The sequence below is a fragment of the Arthrobacter sp. FX8 genome, from assembly GCF_026723805.1.
GTDB lineage: Bacteria > Actinomycetota > Actinomycetes > Actinomycetales > Micrococcaceae > Arthrobacter.
The window spans coordinates 1861404-1881299 of sequence record NZ_CP113505.1 but is presented as its reverse complement, the minus strand read 5'-3'; the positions used below and the strand labels follow the sequence as shown (position 1 = coordinate 1881299).

The window sequence follows — 19896 nt, the reverse complement described above, 5'->3', positions numbered from 1 at the left end:
AGGAGTGGACAATGAAGAACTGCCCGGGGAACTGGCCAAGGCACTGGACGCGTTCGCCGGGTACCTGTCAGGGGAGCGCGGGATGTCCGCCCATACCATGCGTGCGTACCTGGGCGACCTGCGCAGCCTCCTGGCCCATGCTGCATCGGAAGGCGTGGCAGGGCTGAAGGAGCTTGAACTGGGGACATTCCGCCGCTGGCTTGGCAGCCAAAGTTCGGCGGGCGCCTCGCGGGCGACGCTGGCACGCCGGTCTGCCACGGCACGGGCCTTCACCGCCTGGGCCGTACGGGAGGAACTCATCACCGCAGACCCGGCCCTGCGGCTGAAGGCACCCAAACGCGAGGGGTCCCTGCCGGGGGTCCTGCAGGCCTCCCAGCTCGCGCGCATACTGGAGGGCCTGGAAAGGGCGGCCGCGGAGGGCGAACCGCTGGCTGTACGCAACCGTGCGATCGTGGAGCTGCTTTACGCCACAGGTATCCGGGTAGGCGAACTCGCCGGACTGGACGTCGACGACCTTGACCCGGACCGCCGGACGCTGCGGGTTATCGGCAAGGGCAACAAGGAACGCACGGTTCCGTTTGGAGTCCCGGCCGCGGTGGCCGTGGACGACTGGCTCCGGCGCGGGCGCCCGGGACTGGTGAAGGACACCAGCGGGCCCGCCCTCTTCCTCGGTGCCCGCGGTGGACGGGTCGACCAGCGGCAGGTGCGCGCCCTGGTCAACGCCCTGTTTGAGGCGCTCGGTGATACCTCCGCGTCCGGGCCCCACGCCCTGCGCCACTCGGCGGCCACTCATCTGCTCGACGGCGGCGCGGACCTCCGGGCAGTGCAGGAGATTCTTGGCCACAGCAGCCTGGCCACCACCCAGATCTACACACACGTCTCGGTTGACCGGCTCCGGAAGAGTTACCAGCAGGCGCATCCCAGGGCCTGATCGCCGAGGTAATCGCACTGGCGTAATTCCATGGCGTACGGCACAATAAGAGTCACGTCCGGCAACTTTCAAGTGCGGCTTGAAGCTCAAACGGCTTCGGACCGCGCGGCAAGCCCGGACACAGCTTAATCTGATACATCTGAATACAGGCAGGGAACCATCGCCGCAGTGCAGGGCGCAGCAGTTCCATCCAGGCCGAGGTCGTTGGGGAAGACGTACCTAGAGCTATGGAGGATGGAATGTCTGTTGCAATGACCCGCGGTGTGCTGTTCGTTCACTCGGCCCCTACGGCGCTGTGCCCCCACGTTGAGTGGGCGGTCGGCGCCGTGGTGGACAAGCGGACGGACCTTGAGTGGACCCCGCAGCCTGCTGCGCCCGGAATGTTCCGGGCCGAACTGTCCTGGACCGGAACCCCCGGAACGGGATCGAAACTGGCGTCCTGCCTGCGCGGTTGGGCGCATCTCCGCTATGAGGTGACGGAGGAGCCCAGCCAGGGCGTGGATGGTGGCCGGTGGTCGCACACCCCCGAACTGGGGATCTTCCATGCCGTCACAGACGTCCACGGCAACATCATGGTGTCCGAGGACCGCATCCGGTACGCCTATGAGTCCGGAGCCGGCGACCCCGCCGCCGTCTACCACGAGCTGTCCCTCGCCCTCGGCGAGGCGTGGGACGAAGAACTTGAACCGTTCCGCCACGCTGCCGAAGGCGCTCCCGTCCGCTGGCTGCACCAGGTGGGCTGACCGCCGTCGTCCACTCTTACCGCGACGACACCACAACACCTCCATAGCGCAAAGGAGGCCCCGCCAAGCGGCGGGGCCTCCTTTGCCATCCGGGGCGACTTCCCCGGGCAGCGCCTAGATGCTGCGGATAGCCACGACGGCGTTGTGGCCGCCGAAGCCAAAGGAGTTGCTCAGTGCCACGATGTTCCCTGCAGGGAGGTCGCGGGCGGAGGTGACCACGTCGAGCGGGATCTCCGGATCCTGGTTTTCCAGGTTGATGGTCACCGGCGCCTTGCGGTCATGGACGGCCAGTACGGTGAGGACAGCCTCAACCGCCCCCGAAGCGCCCAGGAGGTGGCCCATCTGCGACTTGGTGGCAGAGACCGCCACGTCGTCCACGTGGCTGCCAAGGGCCGCACGCAGGGCCGTGTACTCGGGCTTGTCGCCGACAGGGGTGGAGGTGGCGTGGGCGTTGACGTGAACCACGTCCTCAGCCTGGATCCGGCCGTCGAACATGGCCGCCTTCAGAGCGCGGGTGGCGCCAAGCCCCTGGGGATCCGGGGCAGTGATGTGGTAGGCGTCAGCGGTGACGGACGTACCGGCGAGCTCGGCATAGATGCGGGCTCCGCGGGCCAGGGCGTGTTCCTCGGCCTCGAGGACCAGGGCGCCGGCACCTTCGCCCATGACGAAGCCGTCACGGCCGGTGTCGTACGGGCGTGAGGCGCCCTGGGGATCATCGTTCCGGCGGGACAGCGCCTGCATCGAGGCAAATGCTGCCAGGGGCATGGGGTGGATGGCTGCCTCGGCGCCGCCGCACATGACGACGTCGGCCTTGCCCGAGCGGATGAGCTCCAGGCCAAGGTGCATGGCCTCCGTGCCGGAGGCGCAGGCGGAGACGGGGGTGTGGGCGCCGGCGCGGGCACCGAGGTCCAGGCTCACGGCCGCGGCAACACCATTGGGCATGAGCATGGGCACCGTCATGGGCAGGACGCGGCGCGGGCCCTTTTCCTTCAGGGTGTCCCAGGCGTCCAGCAGCGTCCAGACGCCACCGATGCCGGTGGCAAAGGCAACAGCCAGCCGGTCCTGGTCGAATTCCGTGATGCCCGAATCGGCCCAGGCTTCCCGGGCAGCGATGACGCCGAACTGGGTGGACGGGTCCATCCGCTTGGCCTCGACGCGGCTGAGGACATCAAGGGCCGGCGTGCTGCACCGTGCGGCGAAGTGGACAGGGAGTTCGTACTTGGCTACCCAGTCGTCCTCCAGGGTGCGGGCACCGGAGACCCCCTTGAGGGCGTTGCTCCACATTGTGGGCACATCGCCGCCGATGGGCGTAGTGGCGCCCAGACCGGTAATGACTACTTTGCGTGTCATGGGATCACTCTTTCGTCGGTGGGGGTATCCGCCTGCGGCTGCCGCAGGGTCCCGCACAGTTTTGATGATCGGCCAGTCCCGGTCGGGGGTACTGTGCCGGATAAATGCGGCGGGCTGCCGGTCCGGTCAGTCCGGACCGGCAGCCCCGCCAAGCCGTAGGACGGCGAAAGCCCTTGGCTAGGCCTGTGCTCCGGCGATGAAGCTGACGGCGTCGCCAACAGTCTTGAGGTTCTTGACCTCTTCGTCCGGGATGCGGACGCCGAACTTTTCCTCGGCGTTGACCACGATGGTCATCATGGAAATGGAGTCGATGTCCAGGTCCTCGGTGAAGGACTTGTCCAACTCGACGGCCTCCGGGGCCAGGCCGGTTTCCTCGTTGACGATTTCAGCCAAGCCGGCCAGGATCTCTTCGTTGCTAGCCATTGGTGGCTCCTTTTCTTGTATTGCCGGCAGGGACTGCCGGAAACGGTCCGGGCCGCGGTTGCGACCCTTGGGCGTATCTAGGGAAGGACAACTACCTGTGCGCCGAAGACCAGCCCGGCACCGAAACCGATCTGCAGGGCCAGCCCGCCGCTCAGTCCGGGGTTCTCCTGCAGGAGCCGGTGCGTTGCCAGCGGGATCGAGGCAGCGGACGTGTTGCCGGCCTCGGCAATGTCCCGTGCCACTGTAACCGTCTCGGGCAGCTTCAGCTTCTTCACCATCTCGTCGATGATGCGCATGTTGGCCTGGTGGGGGATGAAGGCAACCAGGTCTTCAGCCTGGATGCCGGCAGCATCGAGTGCCTGCTGGGCCACCTTGGCCATTTCCCACACTGCCCAGCGGAACACCGTCTGGCCGTCCTGGCGGAGGGTGGGATAGAGCTCCTGGGCTTCCTCCAGGAGGGCGAGGTCGCCCGTGGAGTCGGACTGCCGGGCGGCGAGGCCGAGGTCGCGGACGTCAAGCAGGGAGCGGGTCATGCCAATGGCGTCCCACTTGCTGCCGTCTGAGCCCCATACCGAGGGGGCGATGCCCGGGGTGTCGGAGGGGCCGATCACGACGGCGCCGGCACCATCACCGAGCAGGAAGGAGATGGTGCGTTCCCGGTTGTCGATGACGTCGGAAAGCTTTTCGGCCCCCACCACCAGGACATACTTTGCGGTACCGGAGCGGACCAGGGCGTCGGCCTGGGCAATCCCGTAGCAGTAGCCGGCGCAAGCGGCGGAAATATCAAAGGCAGGTGCGGGCGTGGCGCCGATCCTGTCGGCCAGGCTGGCTGCGGCGGAAGGCGTCGCGTAGGGGTGTGTCACGGTGGAAACAATGACGGCCCCGAGCTCCGAGGCGTCAATACCGGCCTTCTCCATGGCTTCGCGGGCAGCGCCCTCTGCCATGTCGATCACGCTGACGTCGGCAGCCGCGCGGTGGCGGGTGACGATGCCGGTGCGCTGGCGGATCCACTCGTCCGAGGAATCAATCCACTGGCACACGTCCTCGTTGGTGACGATGACGTCCGGCCGGTAGGCCCCCAGGCCAAGGATGCGGCTGTGCTCGTGGATGGGAACCTGTTTCAGTGTGGGAACGCTCATGCGTTGCCCTCCAGTTCTGCAAAGAGCGCCAGGGCCGCGGAGAGGTCATCAGGAGTCTTCACCGCAACGGTCTTGACGCCGGGCATGCCGCGCTTGGCCAGTCCGGCCAGCGTGCCGGCAGGGGCGAGTTCGATCACGCCGGTCACACCGCGCTTGACCATGCTCTCCATGCAGAGGTCCCACCGGACCGGGCGGGACACCTGGGCAATCAGGCTTTCGACGGCGGCATCACCGTCCGTGACTTCACCGCCGTCGAAATTCGACAGCAGCGGCACCTTGGGCGCCACCGGGTTCAGCTGCGGCTTCAGTTTCTCAAGCGCGCTGACAGCGGGCGACATATGGCTGGTGTGGAAGGCGCCGGCCACCTTGAGCGGGATGACGCGGGCCTTGGCGGGCGGGTTCTCGGCCAGGGCCTTCAGCTGTTCAAAGGTTCCGGCCGCCACTGTCTGGCCTGCCCCGTTGACGTTGGCGGGGGCGGCGCCGGCCGCCTCGATGGCTGCCAGCACCTCGGCCGGGTCACCGCCTACGACGGCGCTCATGCCTGCGGGGGTGACGGCTGCCGCGGCGGCCATGCTGTTGGCACGTTCGCGGACGAAGGTCATGGCTTCCTGCTCCGTCAGCACTCCAGCCAGGGCGGAGGCGGTGATTTCACCCACGGAGTGGCCCGCGAGGATCACCGGAAGGGAGTTGAGTTCGACATCGAAGAGGGAGGCGGCGGTGACCAGCCCCGCGGCAACGATCAGGGGCTGCGCAACCGCAGTGTCCTTGATGGTTTCCTCGTCGGAGGTGGTCCCGTGGGCTATCAGGTCAATGCCTGCGATGTCACTCAGGGAGGCCAGCTGGCCTGCCACCGAGGGAAGTTCCAGCCAGGGGGCCAGAAAACCCGGGGTCTGTGAGCCCTGTCCAGGGCAGACTATTGCAAGCACGTAACCAGCTTTCCAAATTACTGTGTGATCCAGCGGTGTTTCACCGCACCAAGCTCACGGGGTCAGGTTGTAGGAAGTCTACAATGCCTCACGACTGGTTACGGGACGGTTGCCGCTCCGTGGCGGCCTTGGGCGGGGCCGACAGCCGGCCCACCACCAGCGCGGCCTGCAGGACGAACGCCTCCCGCGGCAGCAACGGATCCCAGCCTGTGACGTCGCAGACGCGCTTCAGCCGGTACCGAACAGTATTGGCGTGGACGAAGAGTTCCCGGGCTGTCGCCTCCAGCGAGTGGCCCAGTTCCAGGTACGTTCCCAGCGTTTCCACCAGGCCGTTGGACGCCGCCAGGAGGGGCCGGTAAATGTTCTTCACCAGCGAGCGGCGCGCCGCATCATCGCCGGAAATAACGCGTTCGGGCAGAAGGTCGTCCGCGGCTACCGGCCGCGGAGCGGAGGGCCAGGCGCGCGCGGCGGTCAGCCCCGCAAAGGCCGACTGCGCGGAACCGCTGGCTTCCAGCAGCGAGCTGGCCTCGGGCCCGTAAACCACGGGTCCGGGGGCGAACATGTCGCTGAGCTTCACATAGGCTGTTTCGCGGTCCTGCACGCCGCCAAGGATGAGGATCAGCCGGTCGCCCTGGATGCCCACCAGCGCGTCCTCGGCATAGCGCCCGGCCATCCGCCGCAATTCGCTGACGTAGCTGGCGCTGGGTTCGGAGGGCGAATTGCCCACCATCACGGTGAACCTCTCCTGCGCCTTCCAGCCAAGCGCTGCGATGCGTGAGCGCAGGGCGTCCGTGTTTTCGCCGCGGAGGATCGCATCCACGATCAGGGCTTCCAACCGGGTGTCCCAGGAGCCGCGGGATTCGGCAGCGCGGGCGTACACGTCGGCGGCGGCGAAGGCCACCTCCCGCGAATAGCGCAGGACTGCTTCGCGCAGGGACGGCTGGTCGGCTTCCGGCGCGATGACCGGAACCTGGTCCTCCACCACCTCCACCACGATCCTGATCAGCTGCAACGCCTTCTGCAGGCTGATCGACCGCGTGAGTTCCGTGGGGGCTGTCCCAAAGACATCCGTGAGGATCCACGACGGCGAGCTCGGCCGCTCGTACCAGGTCACGAAAGCGGCGATGCCGTTCTGTGCCACCATTCCCAGTGCCGACCGCTCATCCGCACTGAGCCGGCTGTACCAGGGGAGCGACTGCTCCAGCTTGCGCATGGTGCTGGTGGAGAGCTGGCCGACGTTGGCGCGGAGCTGCTTGAGGGTTTCGGACTTCTCCGGCGTGACCTTCGGCGGGGTCGGTTTCCGCATGGAGGACGGGCTGGCTGGTGCTGGCATTCTTTGAGCATACGGCCACCGTCGCGCAAGCTCCATTTGTGCGAAGGCTACAATCCGCCTTGTCACGGATCACAAGACGTCCGCCCTCGTCCGGTGCCGCACACTACAGACACGACGACGGCGGCCCCCACCTTGGTGAGTGGGGGCCGCCGTCGTCGTGATGCTGCTGGATACGCTGTCCAGCCGGAAGGCTAGGCTTCGCCTCCGGCATTGCCGGTGGTGCCGGCATTGACGTTGAGCAGCTTGTACTTCTCGATGGCCTTGACCGGGGCGTCAACATCCACCTCGCCACGGCGCGCCAGCATTTCAAGGGCACGCACCACGATGGAGTGGGTGTCGTTCTTGAAGTAGCGGCGGGCTGCTGCGCGGGTGTCGGAGAAGCCGAAGCCGTCGGCGCCGAGGGTGGCGAATTCGTTGGGGACGAACTGCCGGATCTGGTCGGGGACGGCTTTCATGTAGTCGGAGACGGCGACGATGGGGCCGGTGGCGCCTTCGAGTTGCTGGGTGACGAACGGGGTGCGGGCGGGTTGGCCGGGGTTGAGGAAGGCTTCTTCTTCGGCGGCGAGGCCGTCGCGGCGCAGTTCGTTCCAGGAGGTGACGGACCAGACGTCGGCGGAGACGTTCCAGTCGTCGGCCAGGACGCGCTGGGCTTCGATGGCCCAGGGCACGGAGACGCCGGAGGCGAGGATCTGGGTGCGGGGACCGTCGATCTTTGCCGGGGCGAGCAGGTAGATGCCCTTGATGACGCCTTCGATGTCGAGGTTTTCGGGTTCGGCGGGCTGGACGATGGGTTCGTTGTACACGGTGAGGTAGTACATGACGTTCTTGTCCGTTGAGTCCGGCCCGTACATGCGTTCGAGGCCGGAGCGGATGATGTGGCCGATTTCGTAGCCGTAGGCGGGGTCGTAGGTGAGCACGGCGGGGTTGGTGGAGGCGAGCAGGGGGAGTGGCCGTCGGCGTGCTGGAGGCCTTCGCCGGTGAGGGTGGTCCGGCCTGCGGTGGCGCCGATGATGAAGCCGCGGGTCATTTGGTCTGCTGCGGCCCAGAAGGCGTCGCCGGTGCGCTGGAAGCCGAACATGGAGTAGAACACGTAGACCGGGACCAGGGGCACGCCGTGGGTGGCGTAGGAGGTCCCGGCTGCGGTGAAGGCTGCCACGGCGCCGGCTTCGTTGATGCCGGGGTGGATCAGTTGCCCGGCGGGGGATTCCTTGTAGGCCAGGACCAGGTCGCGGTCCACGGAGAGGTAGTTCTGGCCCTTGGGGTTGTAGATCTTCGCGGTGGGGAAGAACGCATCCATGCCGAACGTGCGTGCTTCGTCGGGGATGATCGGGGCGATGTGCTTGCCGAAGTTCTTATCCCGCATCAGGTCCTTGAGGAGCCGGACGAAGGCCATGGTGGTGGCGGCCTGCTGCTTGCCCGAACCGCGCTTTGCCACCTCGTAGGACTTCGCGTCGGGCAGCACAATCTCGGCGTGGGTATTCCGGCGTTCCGGGACGGCTCCGCCCAGGGCAGCGCGGCGCTCCATCATGTACTTGATTTCCGGGGCGTCGTTACCGGGGTGGTAGTACGGCGGCCGGTACGAGTCCTTCTCGAGCTGTTCGTCACTGACGGGGATCCGCAGGTGGTCGCGGAACTTCTTTAGGTCATCCAGGGTCAGCTTCTTCATCTGGTGGGTCGCGTTGCGGCCCTCGAAGTGCGGTCCCAGGCCGTAGCCCTTGACGGTGTGGGCGAGGATGACGGTGGGTTTGCCCTTGAATTCGGTGGCGGCTTTGTAGGCTGCGTAGACCTTGCGGTAGTCGTGGCCGCCGCGTTTGAGGTTCCAGATCTGGTCGTCGGTGAGGTCCGCGACGAGGTCTTTGGTCTGCGGGGTTTTGCCGAAGAAGTGTTCGCGGACGAACCCGCCGGATTCGGCTTTGTAGGTCTGGTAGTCCCCGTCGACGGTTTCGTTCATGATTTTCACGAGCGAGCCGTCGGTGTCGCGGGTGAGCAGGTCATCCCATTCCCGGCCCCAGACGACCTTGATCACGTTCCAGCCCGCGCCGCGGAAGAACGCTTCGAGTTCCTGCATGATCTTGCCGTTGCCGCGCACCGGCCCGTCCAGGCGCTGGAGGTTGCAGTTGATCACGAAGTTCAGGTTGTCCAGGTTTTCGTTCGCCGCCAGCTGCAGCAGGCCGCGGGATTCGGGTTCGTCCATTTCGCCGTCGCCCAGGAACGCCCAGACCTGCTGGTCCGAGGTGTCTTTCAGGCCCCGGTTGTGCAGGTACCGGTTGTTCTGCGCCTGGTAGATCGCGTTCATCGGGCCGATGCCCATGGACACGGTGGGGAATTCCCAGAAGTGCGGCATCAGGCGCGGGTGCGGGTAGGAGGACAGGGCATGGCCCTCGCGGGACTTTTCCTGCCGGAACCCGTCCAGGTCCTCCTCGGAGAGGCGTCCTTCCATGAACGCCCGGGCGTACATGCCGGGGAGGCGTGGCCCTGGAAGAAGACCTGGTCCCCGCCGCCGGGGTGGTCCTTGCCGCGGAAGAAGTGGTTGAACCCGACCTCGTACAGGGTCGCGGCACCGGCGTAGGTGGAGATGTGCCCGCCGACGCCGATGTCGGGCCGCTGCGCCCGGTGGACCATGACCGCGGCGTTCCACCGCATGTAGGCCCGGTACCGGCGCTCGTACTCCTCGTTGCCCGGGAACTGGGCTTCCTGGTCCACCGGGATCGTGTTCACGTAATCGGTGGTGGTCACCATCGGCACCCCGACGCTCTGCGCGCCGGCGCGCTGCAGCAGGCTCCGCATGATGTATTGGGCACGCTCGGTGCCCTGTTCCCTGATCAACGCATCCAGGGACTCAACCCACTCGGCAGTCTCTTCCGGATCACGATCAGGCAGCTGGTTAGTCAACCCGCTGAGGATATGGGAGGTATCTTCTCCTGCAGCCACGTCCAACCTCTCTTTGCGCGCATGAATCGGCGCACTCAGGCCAGGCAGGGTGACTGCCCGGCGTACATACGCCGTGTGCGACGTATCGGTTACAACAGCCCGGGCATGTGTGCCGGGCAGCTTCCTAGCGCTCCTATGTCTGCACGGAGTCACAAGGTTGTCGTCCCGCAGCCATAGTTGTCACCAGCCACTCTAGCCCTGACCGCAACGCGATGCGTAGCCGCGGGTCAGGTGCTGCGGTTGTATTTCGTTCGTCATACTGGTTGTGTGACAAAAAGCCCTTGTGACGGGGATGCTGCAGCCGGATGTGACGCAGAATATGCGCAGTCCCGGGGGCGGCAGCTTGAAGCGCAGGCACAAAGGGTGTTGGCTTGGGGAGTAATGGAAATCACTATGCACACTGCATATATGAGGTATTGGAGGAACACGTGAGCGAGGCCGACGCCGCCACTTCGGTAAATGTGGCGGAAAAATTGGGTTTCAAGAACGGGGATCTGATTCAGGAGTTCGGTTACGACGACGATGTCGATTTCGACTTGCGTGACGATATTGAGGACCTCACCGGTTCCGAGTTGCTGGACGAGGACGACCACGAGGTGGCGGACGCCGTCATCCTGTGGTGGCGCGACGGCGACGGGGACCTGGTGGACAGCCTTATGGATTCCCTCACTACCCTGAGCGAAAACGGTGTTGTCTGGGTCCTCACCCCCAAGTCAGGCAGGGGCGGCTACGTCTCGCCAGCAGACATCCAGGAAGCCGCACCCACCGCCGGCCTGCACGTCACCACCTCAGCGGGAGTCTCGAAGGACTGGAGTGCAACCCGCCTTGTCAGCAGGAAGAACAAATGACGGCAGCGGTTGAGGCCGCTTCCGCAGCTGTTCCTGCACTGGGCGCGGAAGCGCCCGACTTCGAGCTTGCCAACCAGTACGGCGAGCCCGTGACGCTGTCATCCTTCCGGGGGCAGAACGTGGCCCTGGTCTTCTACCCGTTTGCATTCTCGGGGATCTGCACGGGTGAACTGTGCGAGATACGGGACAACCTGGCCACATTCGAGGATTCGAACGCGGTGGTCCTTGCAGTGTCCGTGGACAGCAAGTTCAGCCTCCGGGCCTATGCGGCGCAGGAAGGCTACAGCTTCGACCTCCTTGCCGACTTCTGGCCGCATGGGGCCGTGGCCAGTGCTTACGGTGTGTTCGACGACGTCAGTGGCATGGCCAAGCGCGCCACCTTCATCATCGACGCCGACGGCAGGATCCGTTACAGCGTTGTGAATCCCCGCGGACAGGCCCGGGACTTCGCCGAATACCGCGCGGCCCTGGCGGATCTGAATCAGGCCTGATCGACCATGGCGGAACATCGGCGGGGGACGGGCCTTACCGGCTTTGCCAGCATGCCGCCGGTAGCCCCTGCTCCGCTGTCAGGCGATGACCTCGAGGTGCTGGCCAGGATCCGCGACCTGCTTGCCGGTGCCCCGTTCGCCCTGCTGACGGGCGCGGGCCTGAGCACCGACTCCGGCATTCCGGACTACCGTGGCCCGGACTCGCCGCCGCGGCAGCCCATGACCTACCAGGAGTTTGTCCGGGACGCGGCCAACCGGCGCCGCTACTGGGCCCGGAACCACATCGGGTGGTCCCATATGCGGCACGCGGACCCGAACGTGGGCCACTATTCAGCAGCGGAGCTGGAACGCCGCGGTTACCTCACGGGCCTCATTACCCAGAACGTTGACCGCCTGCACCAGGACGCCGGCAGCTCCAACGTCGTCGATCTGCACGGCCGGTATGACCAGGTGATATGCCTCGACTGCGGGCGGACCTACACCCGGCGCCTCCTGGCCGGTGTTTTCGAGGAACTCAACCCCGGATTCCTGGAACGGGCAGCGGCGTCCGGGTTGGTGGAGATGGCGCCGGATGCTGACGCCACCGTGGAGGACCAGGCCCTCATCAGCAGCTTCGTGGTGCCGGTCTGTCCTGCCTGTGGCGGTACCCTGAAGCCGGACTTCGTCTACTTTGGGGAAAATGTGCCCAAGGACCGGGTGGAACGTTCGTACGCCATGGTGGACGGGGCAGCCGCGCTGGTGGTTGCCGGTTCTTCCCTGACGGTCATGAGCGGTCTTCGGTTTGTGCGGCATGCGGCCAAGGAATCCAAGCCGGTGGTGATCATCAACCGGGGCGCCACCCGTGGTGATGACAAGGCGACCATCAAGCTTGAAGCCGGCGTCAGCCAGGCGCTGGGCTACCTCGCGGCCGAACTCCCCGCCCTGTAGGGACACCTCAGGCGGTTCGGTGCGCGGATTCGCGTTTCCGGTCCCCTGTCGGGTAGAGTTTATGTTCGTTGGTTGCGGCAGTCCGGCCGGAAACCGCGTGATTTGGGTCTTTAGCTCAGCTGGTAGAGCGCCACGTTTACACCGTGGATGTCATCGGTTCGATCCCGGTAGGACCCACCAAACTACAAACCCGCTGTCCCCGCCTTACCGGCGGGCGGCGGGTTTTTGCTGCCCGCCCTCCTGCCGTCATTGTCGGACCCTTGCCATACGTTGCAGGAATGGAACATGTCATGGTGCACACAGACAGCAACGGAATACCGACGACGGTGCTGAGCCGGGGCAGGGAATGGGCGGTTGGTGCCGAGCCGGTCAGGTGGTTCGAGCGCATCAACTGGTGGGAAACCAGCCGGCGGATGCCGAAGGGCAACAGTGGTGTGGACGTCGAAGTCCTGCAGCTGCAGGTGCGGCTGGGCAACAACAGCAAGTCAGCGCTGACCACCATGTACCTCCAGCGCGATGGGATCGGCGGAGGCTGGAGGCTACGGGACACGGCAGCGGACGCAGCTTGACGATCAATGCCTGAATACGCAGGCATCACGCCGGCGTTGACTTTCCGGCATTGGAAAACCCTCCACCGCGGCTATTGGGGGATGCCGCGGTGGAGGGCTTGGGATGAATATACCGTGAACTGCTGGAAACAAAAAGTCATGCGCCGTTCGGCTGCTTCACGTTGGATCAGGGCCACGAAAACCGCCGTTCACAGGCCGTCATGGTGGTTGTTGTTCACATGAATGGACACTATGGCAGCGCCGGGCGGCGGGTTGGACGTGGAGGATTTGTGGGATCCCTAGGTTCACGGGAAGGTCCTTGAGGATCAGTCGCCCACCAGTGAGGTCCATAAAACCTGCCTCAACCCGGACAGCAGCGGAAACGTAATTCCAAGCACTATGGAGTTCATTATGCTGAATTGTGACTAGGATATTGAACAACTCTTTCCAGCACGACGATGTGAGGCAGATCATGGAGGACAAGCGGGCAGGCTTCGTGGGCCTGGGGCATATGGGTAATTTGATGGCTTCCAATGCCATCGCAGGGGGCTGGCAGGTCAGCGGCTGGAACCGGTCGCCTGAAGCGCTCACCCGGCTGCAGGACCTCGGCGGGTGTGCCGTTGAGCGGGTCGTGGAGATGCGGAACCTCCCCGCCATCGTGTTCATGCTGCCTGACCTGCCACACATAGAGGAAACAGCACATGACCTGCTGGAGAGCTGGAAGCAGAACCCGCCGGCACCGAATACCGTCCTGCTGGTCATGAGCAGCGTTTCGCCCACCGGCGTACAGGAATTCGGGCGGCGCGTCCGGGAGTTCAGTTCCGGCAACGCACGGGTCGTGGATGCACCCGTGAGCGGAGGCACCAAGGGTGCGGCGGACGGCACCCTCGCCATCATGGCAGGCGCGGACGACGAACAGTCCTTCCGCCGCGTTGAGCCCCTGCTGCGGACCATGGGTACCACAGTGCGCCACCTTGGCCCACTGGGCGCGGGCTCACTTGCCAAGGCCTGCAACCAGTTGGTGGTGGGGACCACGACGGCGGCGCTTGCCGAGGCTGCCGAACTTGCCGAACGCTCCGGGCTGGATCCGGCGGCACTGTTCGAGGTCCTGTCCGGCGGCTTGGCCGCGAGCAGGGTCCTGGAGATCGTGGGCCCGCGCCTGGTCAGCAAGGATTACACCCCCACCGGCCCGGCCAAATTCATGCACAAGGACCTTGGGTTTGTGCTGGATGCCGCCGAGGCGGCGGGCGTGGCAACCCCAATGGCAGCGGCCGGCATCGAGCTCTACGCGGAGCTAAGGCGCCAGGGCCACGGCGACCAGGACCTTGCCGTCGTGCGGCAGGTGGTCTCCAACCTCAGTCAAGGAGCCGCGGGAGCGGCGGAAGGAACAGTTGCACCATGAGTTCTTTGTTTGATTTGACCGGCCGGGTTGCCTTGGTGACGGGGTCCAGCCGGGGGATTGGCAACGCGTTGGCGCGGGCACTGGCCGACGCCGGGGCAACGGTGGTGTTGAACGGTATCAACGGGGAGCGGCTCAAGGATGCCGCGGCGGCGATGGCCGCCGACTACGCTCCGGGCCGGGTTCACAGTGTCGCTTTTGACGTGACGAGCGACGCCGGGGCGGCGCGCGGGGTGGCATGGGTGGAGGAGCATGTGGGGCCGTTGGAGATCCTGGTGAACAATGCAGGGATCCAGCACCGTGTGCCGATGCTGGATTTGGACGTGAAGGATTGGGAACGGGTGATTTCCACGGACCTGACCAGCGCGTTCCTGGTGGGCCGGGAAGCAGCGCGGTACATGATCCCGCGGGGGCGGGGAAGATCATCAACATCTGCTCGGTACAGACGGACCTGGCCCGCCCCACGATCGCGCCGTACATTGCGGCGAAGGGCGGGCTGCGGAACCTGACCCGGGCGATGACGGCGGAGTGGGCCGGGTCCGGGTTGCAGATCAACGGGATCGCGCCGGGCTATATCCATACGGAGATGACGCAGAACCTGGTGGATGATGAGCAGTTCAACTCCTGGATCCTGGGCCGGACCCCGGCCAACCGGTGGGGGACCGTGCAGGACCTGGCCGGGCCGGCCGTGTGGCTGGCCTCGGACGGGTCTGATTTCGTGAACGGGCAGACTATTTTTATCGATGGCGGAATGACGGTGGTGGTCTGATGGCACTGGAAACAGCACTCCCCGTGTCCGGCCCGGCCGTGGTGGCGCACGCCGCCAACGATCTGCGGATCGACGAGCTGGCCCTTACCGCTCCGGCCGCGGATGAGGCGGTGGTCGAGGTGGCGTTCGGCGGGATTTGCGGGTCGGACCTGCACTACTGGCTGCACGGCGCGGCCGGGGAGTCGATCCTGAGGGCGCCGCTGGTGCTGGGCCATGAGATTTCCGGGACGGTGGTCCGGGCCGCGGCTGACGGGACCGGCCCGGCCGCGGGCACTGCGGTGGCGGTCCATCCGGCCACCCCGGGCCCGGGTGCCGCACGTTACCCGGCGGACCGGCCCAACCTGTCCCCGGGCTGCACCTACCTGGGCAGTGCCGCGCGGTTCCCGCACACGGACGGGGCGTTCAGCCGGTACGTGAACCTCCCCACCCGGATGCTCCGGCCCCTGCCCAACGGTGTTGGCCTGCGGACCGCCGCGTTGATCGAGCCGGCCGCCGTGGCCTGGCACGCCGTCTCCCGGGCCGGGGACGTGGCCGGCAAATCGGCGCTCGTGATCGGGTCCGGGCCCATTGGGGCCCTCGCCGTCGCCGTCCTGAAACGCGCCGGCGCGGCCCGGATCACCGCCGTCGACGTGCACCCCACACCACTGGAAATCGCCCAAGCCGTGGGAGCGGACCAGGTGATCACCGCCGGCGATGCGGAGGCGATCGCCGCCGTGGAGGCCGACGTCGTGATTGAATCCTCCGGCAACCACCACGGCCTGGCCTCCGCCATCCAGGGCGCGGCCCGCGGCGGCACCGTGGTGATGGTGGGCCTGCTGCCCACCGGGCCGCAGCCGGTACTGATCTCCCTGGCCATCACCCGCGAACTCGACCTCAAAGGCTCCTTCCGGTTCAACGACGAGATCGATAACGTCATCGCCGCCCTCACCGACAGGACCCTGCACATCGAGCCCGTCATCACCCACGAATACCCCGTGGACAACGCACTGGAAGCCTTCACCATGGCCCGCAACTCCGCCGAATCCGGAAAAGTCCTCCTCAGCTTCGGCCCCCGGAGCGAAGCTACTGTCGAACGGGGATAAACACCCGTGGCTGTTCCGTCCAGGTGTCGGCCATTTGGGACATGGTGCGCCGCATGATCCGGTCAGAGGCTTCGCGCGCGGACGCGGCATCGCCCCTGGCAATCGCTTGCGCCACATCCTCGTGCCACTGGAGGGCGGCCTGGTGCGGGTGGTCGGGCATCAGGCCATGAACGGTGCGGCCTGTCAGGGTCTCGGCCACCTGGCCCATGAGGTTGGCGAACATCTCGTTGCCCGAGCCGGAGAGCAGCAGGGAGTGGAACCGGATGTCCAGTTCCAGGAAGCGTGCAACTTCGCCGTTGTTGCCGGCCTCCCGCATTGCACGGGCAACGTCCACGAGCTCCATCCGCAGCGGTGCAGGGGCATTCTGTGCCGCCAGTTCGGCGGCCGCGGGTTCCACCGCGGCGCGCAGTTCGGCGAGGGAGCGGAGCTGCGCGCCGCGTGCGTCGCTTGCCAGCCGCCACCGGATCACCTGGGGATCGAAAGGATTCCAACGGCTTGCCGGCAGCACACGGATGCCCACCCGCTTGGTGGTTTCCACCAGCCCCAGCGACTGCAGGACCCGCACCGCTTCCCGGATCACCGAGCGGGACACTTTCAGTTCATCCTCCAACTGCTCCGCCAGCATGACGTGGCCCGCCGGGAGATCCCCCGAGATAATCCGGGTGCCCAGGTTGTCGATGGCACGGTGGTGGAGGCTGCTGGTCATGCTGCTAAGCCTAGTTGCTGGCCGACGCCCGGTTGTGCGTGCGCCCGCTGCCGCGGTGGTTCGCAGGGTGGCCAACCTGAACCGGCACCGAAACAATGGTTCCATTACGCAGCTGTTACTTTCGCGTCACAGCGAGAATATATATGCTTTATTCCGACCCCCTGATCTGCCCCGGTGTCTTCCCGCCTGCGGAAGCCGGCAACCGGGGCAAACAATGAATTGGAGTTATTGATGTCTGCAGCACACATCGGTGTCACCGGCCTCGCCGTCATGGGCGCCAACCTGGCCCGCAACCTGGCCCGCAACGGGTTCACGGTTGCCCTGCACAACAGGTCGGTGGAGAAGACCGACGCGCTGCTGGAGAAGCACGGCTCCGAAGGCGACTTCGTCCGGACCGAGACCCTCCAGGAACTTGTTGATTCCCTGGAAAAGCCCCGCCGGGTGCTCATCATGGTCAAGGCCGGCAAGCCGGTCGATTCCGTCATTGAGCAGCTGGAGCCGCTCCTGGAGCCGGGCGACATCATCATCGACGCCGGCAACTCCCACTACGAGGACACCCGCCGCCGGGAAGCCGCACTGGCCAAGAAGGACCTGCACTTCGTGGGCGTCGGTGTGTCCGGCGGCGAAGAGGGTGCACTGAACGGCCCGTCCATCATGCCCGGCGGTTCCAAGGAGTCCTACAAGGCCCTCGGCCCGCTGCTGGAGAAGATTTCCGCGAAGGTCGACGGCGAGCCCTGCTGCGCCTGGATCGGCACCGACGGCGCCGGCCACTTCGTCAAGATGGTCCACAACGGCATCGAATACGCCGACATGCAGGTTATCGGCGAGGCCTTCGACCTGCTCCGCTCCGGTGCCGGCATCGAGCCCGCCGAACAGGCCAAGATCTTCACCGAATGGAACAAGGGGGAGCTTTCATCCTTCCTGATCGAGATTTCCGCCGAGGTCCTGGGCCACGTGGACGCCAAGACCGGCAAGCCGTTCGTTGACGTCGTCGTCGACGCCGCCGGCCAGAAGGGTACGGGCCGCTGGACCGTCATTTCCGCCCTGGAACTCGGCTCGCCGGTGTCCGGCATCGCCGAATCCGTCTTCGCCCGCGCCCTCTCCTCCCAGGCCGGGCAGCGCAGGCTGGGCCAGGAACTGCTGGCAGGCAACGAGGCCGACGTCGAGATCCCGGAAAGCTTCGTTGAGGACGTCCGCCAGGCGCTCTACGCCTCCAAGCTGGTCTCCTACGCCCAGGGCCTGGACATGCTGACCTCGGCCGCCAAGGAATACGGCTGGGAACTGAAGCTGGACGAGATCGCCTCCCTGTGGCGCGCCGGCTGCATCATCCGCGCCGAGCTCCTCAAGGACATCACCAAGGCCTACGCCGCGGACCAGAAGCCGGCCAACCTGCTGTTCGCCCCGGCATTCACCAAGGCCATTGCAGACGCCCTGCCGGCGTGGCGCCGCGTTGTTGCCACCGCCGTCCAGCTCGGCATCCCGGTGCCGGTGTTCTCCTCATCGCTGGCGTACTACGACGGCCTGCGCCGCAAGCGCGTAGCCGCCGCCCTGATCCAGGGCCAGCGCGACCTCTTCGGTGCACACACCTACGGCCGCATCGACACCGAGGGAACCTTCCACACCCTCTGGGGCGAGGACAAGTCCGAAGTTGAAGCGGTGGACACCCACTAGCAGCTGCCGCCGCATGACAAAGGCGGGCAGTTTCCCGGTTCTCCGGGAAACTGCCCGCCTTTTGCTGTGCCTGGTACTTCTAGATCCGGTACTCGATGTCGTATTCGGCCGGATCGACGGCGGGCTTGGTTTCCCGCTGCGCGTCCCGGTGCCTCCATTTGGCCGGAACACCGGTAACGATCGATTCCGGCGGCGCATCCTTCACCACCACGGCGTTGGCGCCGACGGCACTGTCCCGGCCGATGGTGATGGGCCCCAGGATTTTGGCTCCGGCACCGATGGTGACCCGGTCACCGATGGTGGGGTGGCGTTTGATCCGGGCAAGTGAGCGCCCACCGAGCGTGACGCCGTGATAGATCATCACGTCCTCGCCGATCTCGGCTGTCTCGCCAATGACCACACCCATGCCATGGTCAATGAAGAAACGACGTCCGATCGTGGCACCCGGATGGATCTCAATACCGGTCCAGGACCGGCCCAGCTGGGACAGCAGGCGCGCCGGGAAGCGAAGCGACGGGTTCTGCCACATGCGGTGCGTCAGCCGGTGGATCCAGATGGCGTGCAGGCCGGAATAGGCGAAAAAGTTCTCAAAGAACCTCGAGCCGCCGGGTCGTGGGACCGGGCGGCGTCGAGGTCTTCCTTCAGTCTTGCGAAAAAGCCCACAAAGTTCTTTCTACAGGAAACGGGCGGACGGCGGGCTGATCAGCCGCGGATGTCGTCATAGAGCACGGTGGAGATGTAACGCTCACCGAAGTCGCAAACGACCGCCACGATCAGCTTGCCGGCATTTTCCGGACGCTTGGCCAGTTCCAGCGCGGCCCAGACGATGGCGCCGGAGGAGATGCCGCCCAGGATGCCTTCCTTGATGCCCAGTTCGCGCGCAACGCGGACCGAGTCCTCCAGGTTCGCGTCAATAACCTCGTCGTAGACGTTGGTGTCCAGCAGCTCCGGGATGAAGTTGGCGCCCAGTCCCTGGATCTTGTGCGGGCCGGGGGCGCCGCCGTTCAGGATGGGGGAGTCCTTGGGTTCCACCGCCACGATCTGTACGCCGGGCTTGCGTTCCTTCAGGACCTGCCCGACGCCGGTGATGGTTCCACCGGTGCCAACGCCGGCCACGAAGATGTCCACGCCTCCGTCGGTGTCTTCCCAGACTTCCTCGGCGGTGGTCCTGCGGTGGATCTCCGGGTTGGCTTCGTTGGCGAACTGCTGGGCCCAAATGGAGTTCTCGGTGTTGGCCACGATTTCCTGGGCCTTTTCCACGGCTCCGCGCATGCCCTCGGATCCCGGGGTCAGGACGATCTCGGCACCGAAGGCGCGCAGCATGACCCGGCGCTCGGTGGACATGGTCTCAGGCATGGTGAGGATGACCTTGTACCCGCGGGCGGCACCCACCATGGCGAGGGCGATGCCCGTGTTGCCGGAGGTGCCTTCGACGATGGTGCCGCCGGGCTTGAGGGCGCCCGATTTTTCCGCGGCGTCGATGATGGCAACGCCGATGCGGTCCTTGACGCTGTTGGCCGGGTTGTAGAACTCCAGCTTCACGGCAACGGTGGCGTCCAGCCCCTCGCTGAGCCGGTTCAGCCGGACCAGTGGGGTCCCGCCCACCAGTTGCGTCACATCGTCATAGATCCGTGCCATGTACATACGCCTATCTCTAAGGGGTGAATACTGAGGTCAGC

General features: G+C 65.8%; 16 protein-coding genes, 1 tRNA gene and 3 pseudogenes. 11 read left to right on the top strand and 9 right to left on the bottom strand.

Translation table 11 applies throughout. The features are described 5' to 3' along the window. Positions 1-4: 4 nt before the first annotated feature. Both OUO20_RS08620 and OUO20_RS08615 read left to right on the top strand, forming a co-directional pair. Positions 5-931 (top strand): tyrosine recombinase XerC, encoded by a 927-nt coding sequence (locus OUO20_RS08620; RefSeq protein WP_018768275.1) that lies wholly within the window; start codon positions 5-7, stop codon positions 929-931. Between the two features lie 239 nt (positions 932-1170). Further along, entirely contained in the window at positions 1171-1674 is a 504-nt protein-coding gene (locus OUO20_RS08615) for a DUF3145 domain-containing protein (protein ID WP_026265612.1), read from the top strand. 114 nt (positions 1675-1788) lie between these two features. Here OUO20_RS08615 and OUO20_RS08610 read toward each other — a convergent pair whose 3' ends face one another. From OUO20_RS08610 to aceE, 6 genes and pseudogenes are all read right to left on the bottom strand, one after another. Next, positions 1789-3024: a beta-ketoacyl-[acyl-carrier-protein] synthase family protein gene (locus OUO20_RS08610; protein ID WP_018768273.1), complete on the bottom strand. Its 1236-nt coding sequence runs from the start codon at positions 3022-3024 to the stop codon at positions 1789-1791. Positions 3025-3201: 177 nt separating this feature from the next. After that, positions 3202-3447, bottom strand: a complete 246-nt coding sequence (locus OUO20_RS08605; protein WP_009359314.1) for an acyl carrier protein — start codon at positions 3445-3447, stop codon at positions 3202-3204. Between the two features lie 77 nt (positions 3448-3524). Continuing rightward, positions 3525-4586 carry a beta-ketoacyl-ACP synthase III gene (locus OUO20_RS08600; protein WP_056387340.1) on the bottom strand — a complete coding sequence of 354 codons (1062 nt, stop codon included), beginning with the start codon at positions 4584-4586 and terminating at the stop codon, positions 3525-3527. After that, positions 4583-5512, bottom strand: a complete 930-nt coding sequence (locus OUO20_RS08595) for an ACP S-malonyltransferase (protein WP_268003244.1) — start codon at positions 5510-5512, stop codon at positions 4583-4585. The genes OUO20_RS08600 and OUO20_RS08595 overlap by 4 nt, the downstream gene beginning before the upstream one ends. 88 nt (positions 5513-5600) lie before the next feature. Then, entirely contained in the window at positions 5601-6845 is a 1245-nt protein-coding gene (locus OUO20_RS08590) for a PucR family transcriptional regulator (RefSeq protein ID WP_326498081.1), read from the bottom strand. Positions 6846-7036: 191 nt separating this feature from the next. Then, positions 7037-9776: pseudogene (gene aceE / locus OUO20_RS08585) on the bottom strand (pyruvate dehydrogenase (acetyl-transferring), homodimeric type). Positions 9777-10204: 428 nt separating this feature from the next. On the opposite strand from aceE, the gene OUO20_RS08580 reads away from it, so the two are divergent. From OUO20_RS08580 to OUO20_RS08545, 8 genes and pseudogenes are all read left to right on the top strand, one after another. Then, positions 10205-10624, top strand: a complete 420-nt coding sequence (locus OUO20_RS08580) for a DUF3052 domain-containing protein (protein WP_268003243.1) — start codon at positions 10205-10207, stop codon at positions 10622-10624. Next, on the top strand, positions 10621-11115 hold the full coding sequence (locus tag OUO20_RS08575) for a peroxiredoxin (protein ID WP_268003242.1): 495 nt from the start codon (positions 10621-10623) through the stop codon (positions 11113-11115). The genes OUO20_RS08580 and OUO20_RS08575 overlap by 4 nt, the downstream gene beginning before the upstream one ends. A 6-nt stretch (positions 11116-11121) precedes the next feature. After that, positions 11122-12042: an NAD-dependent protein deacetylase gene (locus tag OUO20_RS08570; protein WP_268003241.1), complete on the top strand. Its 921-nt coding sequence runs from the start codon at positions 11122-11124 to the stop codon at positions 12040-12042. Between the two features lie 104 nt (positions 12043-12146). Next, a tRNA-Val gene (locus OUO20_RS08565) sits at positions 12147-12222 on the top strand. Positions 12223-12332: 110 nt separating this feature from the next. Continuing rightward, complete coding sequence (locus tag OUO20_RS08560; RefSeq protein ID WP_082581725.1) at positions 12333-12611, top strand: hypothetical protein; 279 nt, start codon at positions 12333-12335, stop codon at positions 12609-12611. A 451-nt stretch (positions 12612-13062) separates the two neighbouring features. Beyond that, positions 13063-13992 (top strand): NAD(P)-dependent oxidoreductase, encoded by a 930-nt coding sequence (locus OUO20_RS08555; protein ID WP_043424978.1) that lies wholly within the window; start codon positions 13063-13065, stop codon positions 13990-13992. Continuing rightward, a pseudogene (locus tag OUO20_RS08550) lies at positions 13989-14758 on the top strand (SDR family oxidoreductase). Before OUO20_RS08555 ends, OUO20_RS08550 begins: the two are co-directional and overlap by 4 nt. Beyond that, complete coding sequence (locus OUO20_RS08545) at positions 14758-15840, top strand: L-idonate 5-dehydrogenase (RefSeq protein ID WP_268003240.1); 1083 nt, start codon at positions 14758-14760, stop codon at positions 15838-15840. The pseudogene OUO20_RS08550 and the gene OUO20_RS08545 overlap by 1 nt, the downstream one beginning before the upstream one ends. Here OUO20_RS08545 and OUO20_RS08540 read toward each other — a convergent pair. Beyond that, positions 15821-16546 carry a FadR/GntR family transcriptional regulator gene (locus OUO20_RS08540; RefSeq protein ID WP_018769516.1) on the bottom strand — a complete coding sequence of 242 codons (726 nt, stop codon included), beginning with the start codon at positions 16544-16546 and terminating at the stop codon, positions 15821-15823. The two genes, OUO20_RS08545 and OUO20_RS08540, sit on opposite strands and share 20 nt — an antisense overlap. A gap of 231 nt (positions 16547-16777) precedes the next feature. Between OUO20_RS08540 and gndA the strand changes: the two genes are divergently transcribed. Continuing rightward, complete coding sequence (gndA, locus tag OUO20_RS08535) at positions 16778-18217, top strand: NADP-dependent phosphogluconate dehydrogenase (RefSeq protein WP_018769515.1); 1440 nt, start codon at positions 16778-16780, stop codon at positions 18215-18217. Positions 18218-18296: 79 nt separating this feature from the next. On the opposite strand, the pseudogene epsC reads toward gndA, so the two are convergent. Together epsC and cysK are read right to left on the bottom strand one after the other, a co-directional pair. Further along, positions 18297-18880, bottom strand: a pseudogene (gene epsC / locus OUO20_RS08530) (serine O-acetyltransferase EpsC). A gap of 39 nt (positions 18881-18919) precedes the next feature. Then, positions 18920-19855 (bottom strand): cysteine synthase A, encoded by a 936-nt coding sequence (gene cysK / locus OUO20_RS08525; protein WP_026265806.1) that lies wholly within the window; start codon positions 19853-19855, stop codon positions 18920-18922. Positions 19856-19896 lie beyond the last annotated feature (41 nt).

Excerpts from the sequence above, each read along its gene's own strand:
- OUO20_RS08545 (WP_268003240.1), top strand. The coding sequence starts at position 14,758 with ATGGCACTGGAAACAGCACTCCCCGTGTCCGGCCCGGCCGTGGTGGCG.
- OUO20_RS08555 (WP_043424978.1), top strand. The coding sequence starts at position 13,063 with ATGGAGGACAAGCGGGCAGGCTTCGTGGGCCTGGGGCATATGGGTAAT.
- OUO20_RS08605 (WP_009359314.1), bottom strand. The coding sequence starts at position 3,447 with ATGGCTAGCAACGAAGAGATCCTGGCCGGCTTGGCTGAAATCGTCAAC.
- OUO20_RS08570 (WP_268003241.1), top strand. The coding sequence starts at position 11,122 with ATGGCGGAACATCGGCGGGGGACGGGCCTTACCGGCTTTGCCAGCATG.
- OUO20_RS08575 (WP_268003242.1), top strand. The coding sequence starts at position 10,621 with ATGACGGCAGCGGTTGAGGCCGCTTCCGCAGCTGTTCCTGCACTGGGC.
- OUO20_RS08615 (WP_026265612.1), top strand. The coding sequence starts at position 1,171 with ATGTCTGTTGCAATGACCCGCGGTGTGCTGTTCGTTCACTCGGCCCCT.
- gndA (WP_018769515.1), top strand. The coding sequence starts at position 16,778 with ATGTCTGCAGCACACATCGGTGTCACCGGCCTCGCCGTCATGGGCGCC.
- OUO20_RS08560 (WP_082581725.1), top strand. The coding sequence starts at position 12,333 with ATGGTGCACACAGACAGCAACGGAATACCGACGACGGTGCTGAGCCGG.
- OUO20_RS08590 (WP_326498081.1), bottom strand. The coding sequence starts at position 6,845 with ATGCCAGCACCAGCCAGCCCGTCCTCCATGCGGAAACCGACCCCGCCG.
- OUO20_RS08540 (WP_018769516.1), bottom strand. The coding sequence starts at position 16,546 with ATGACCAGCAGCCTCCACCACCGTGCCATCGACAACCTGGGCACCCGG.
- OUO20_RS08610 (WP_018768273.1), bottom strand. The coding sequence starts at position 3,024 with ATGACACGCAAAGTAGTCATTACCGGTCTGGGCGCCACTACGCCCATC.
- cysK (WP_026265806.1), bottom strand. The coding sequence starts at position 19,855 with ATGGCACGGATCTATGACGATGTGACGCAACTGGTGGGCGGGACCCCA.
- OUO20_RS08600 (WP_056387340.1), bottom strand. The coding sequence starts at position 4,586 with ATGAGCGTTCCCACACTGAAACAGGTTCCCATCCACGAGCACAGCCGC.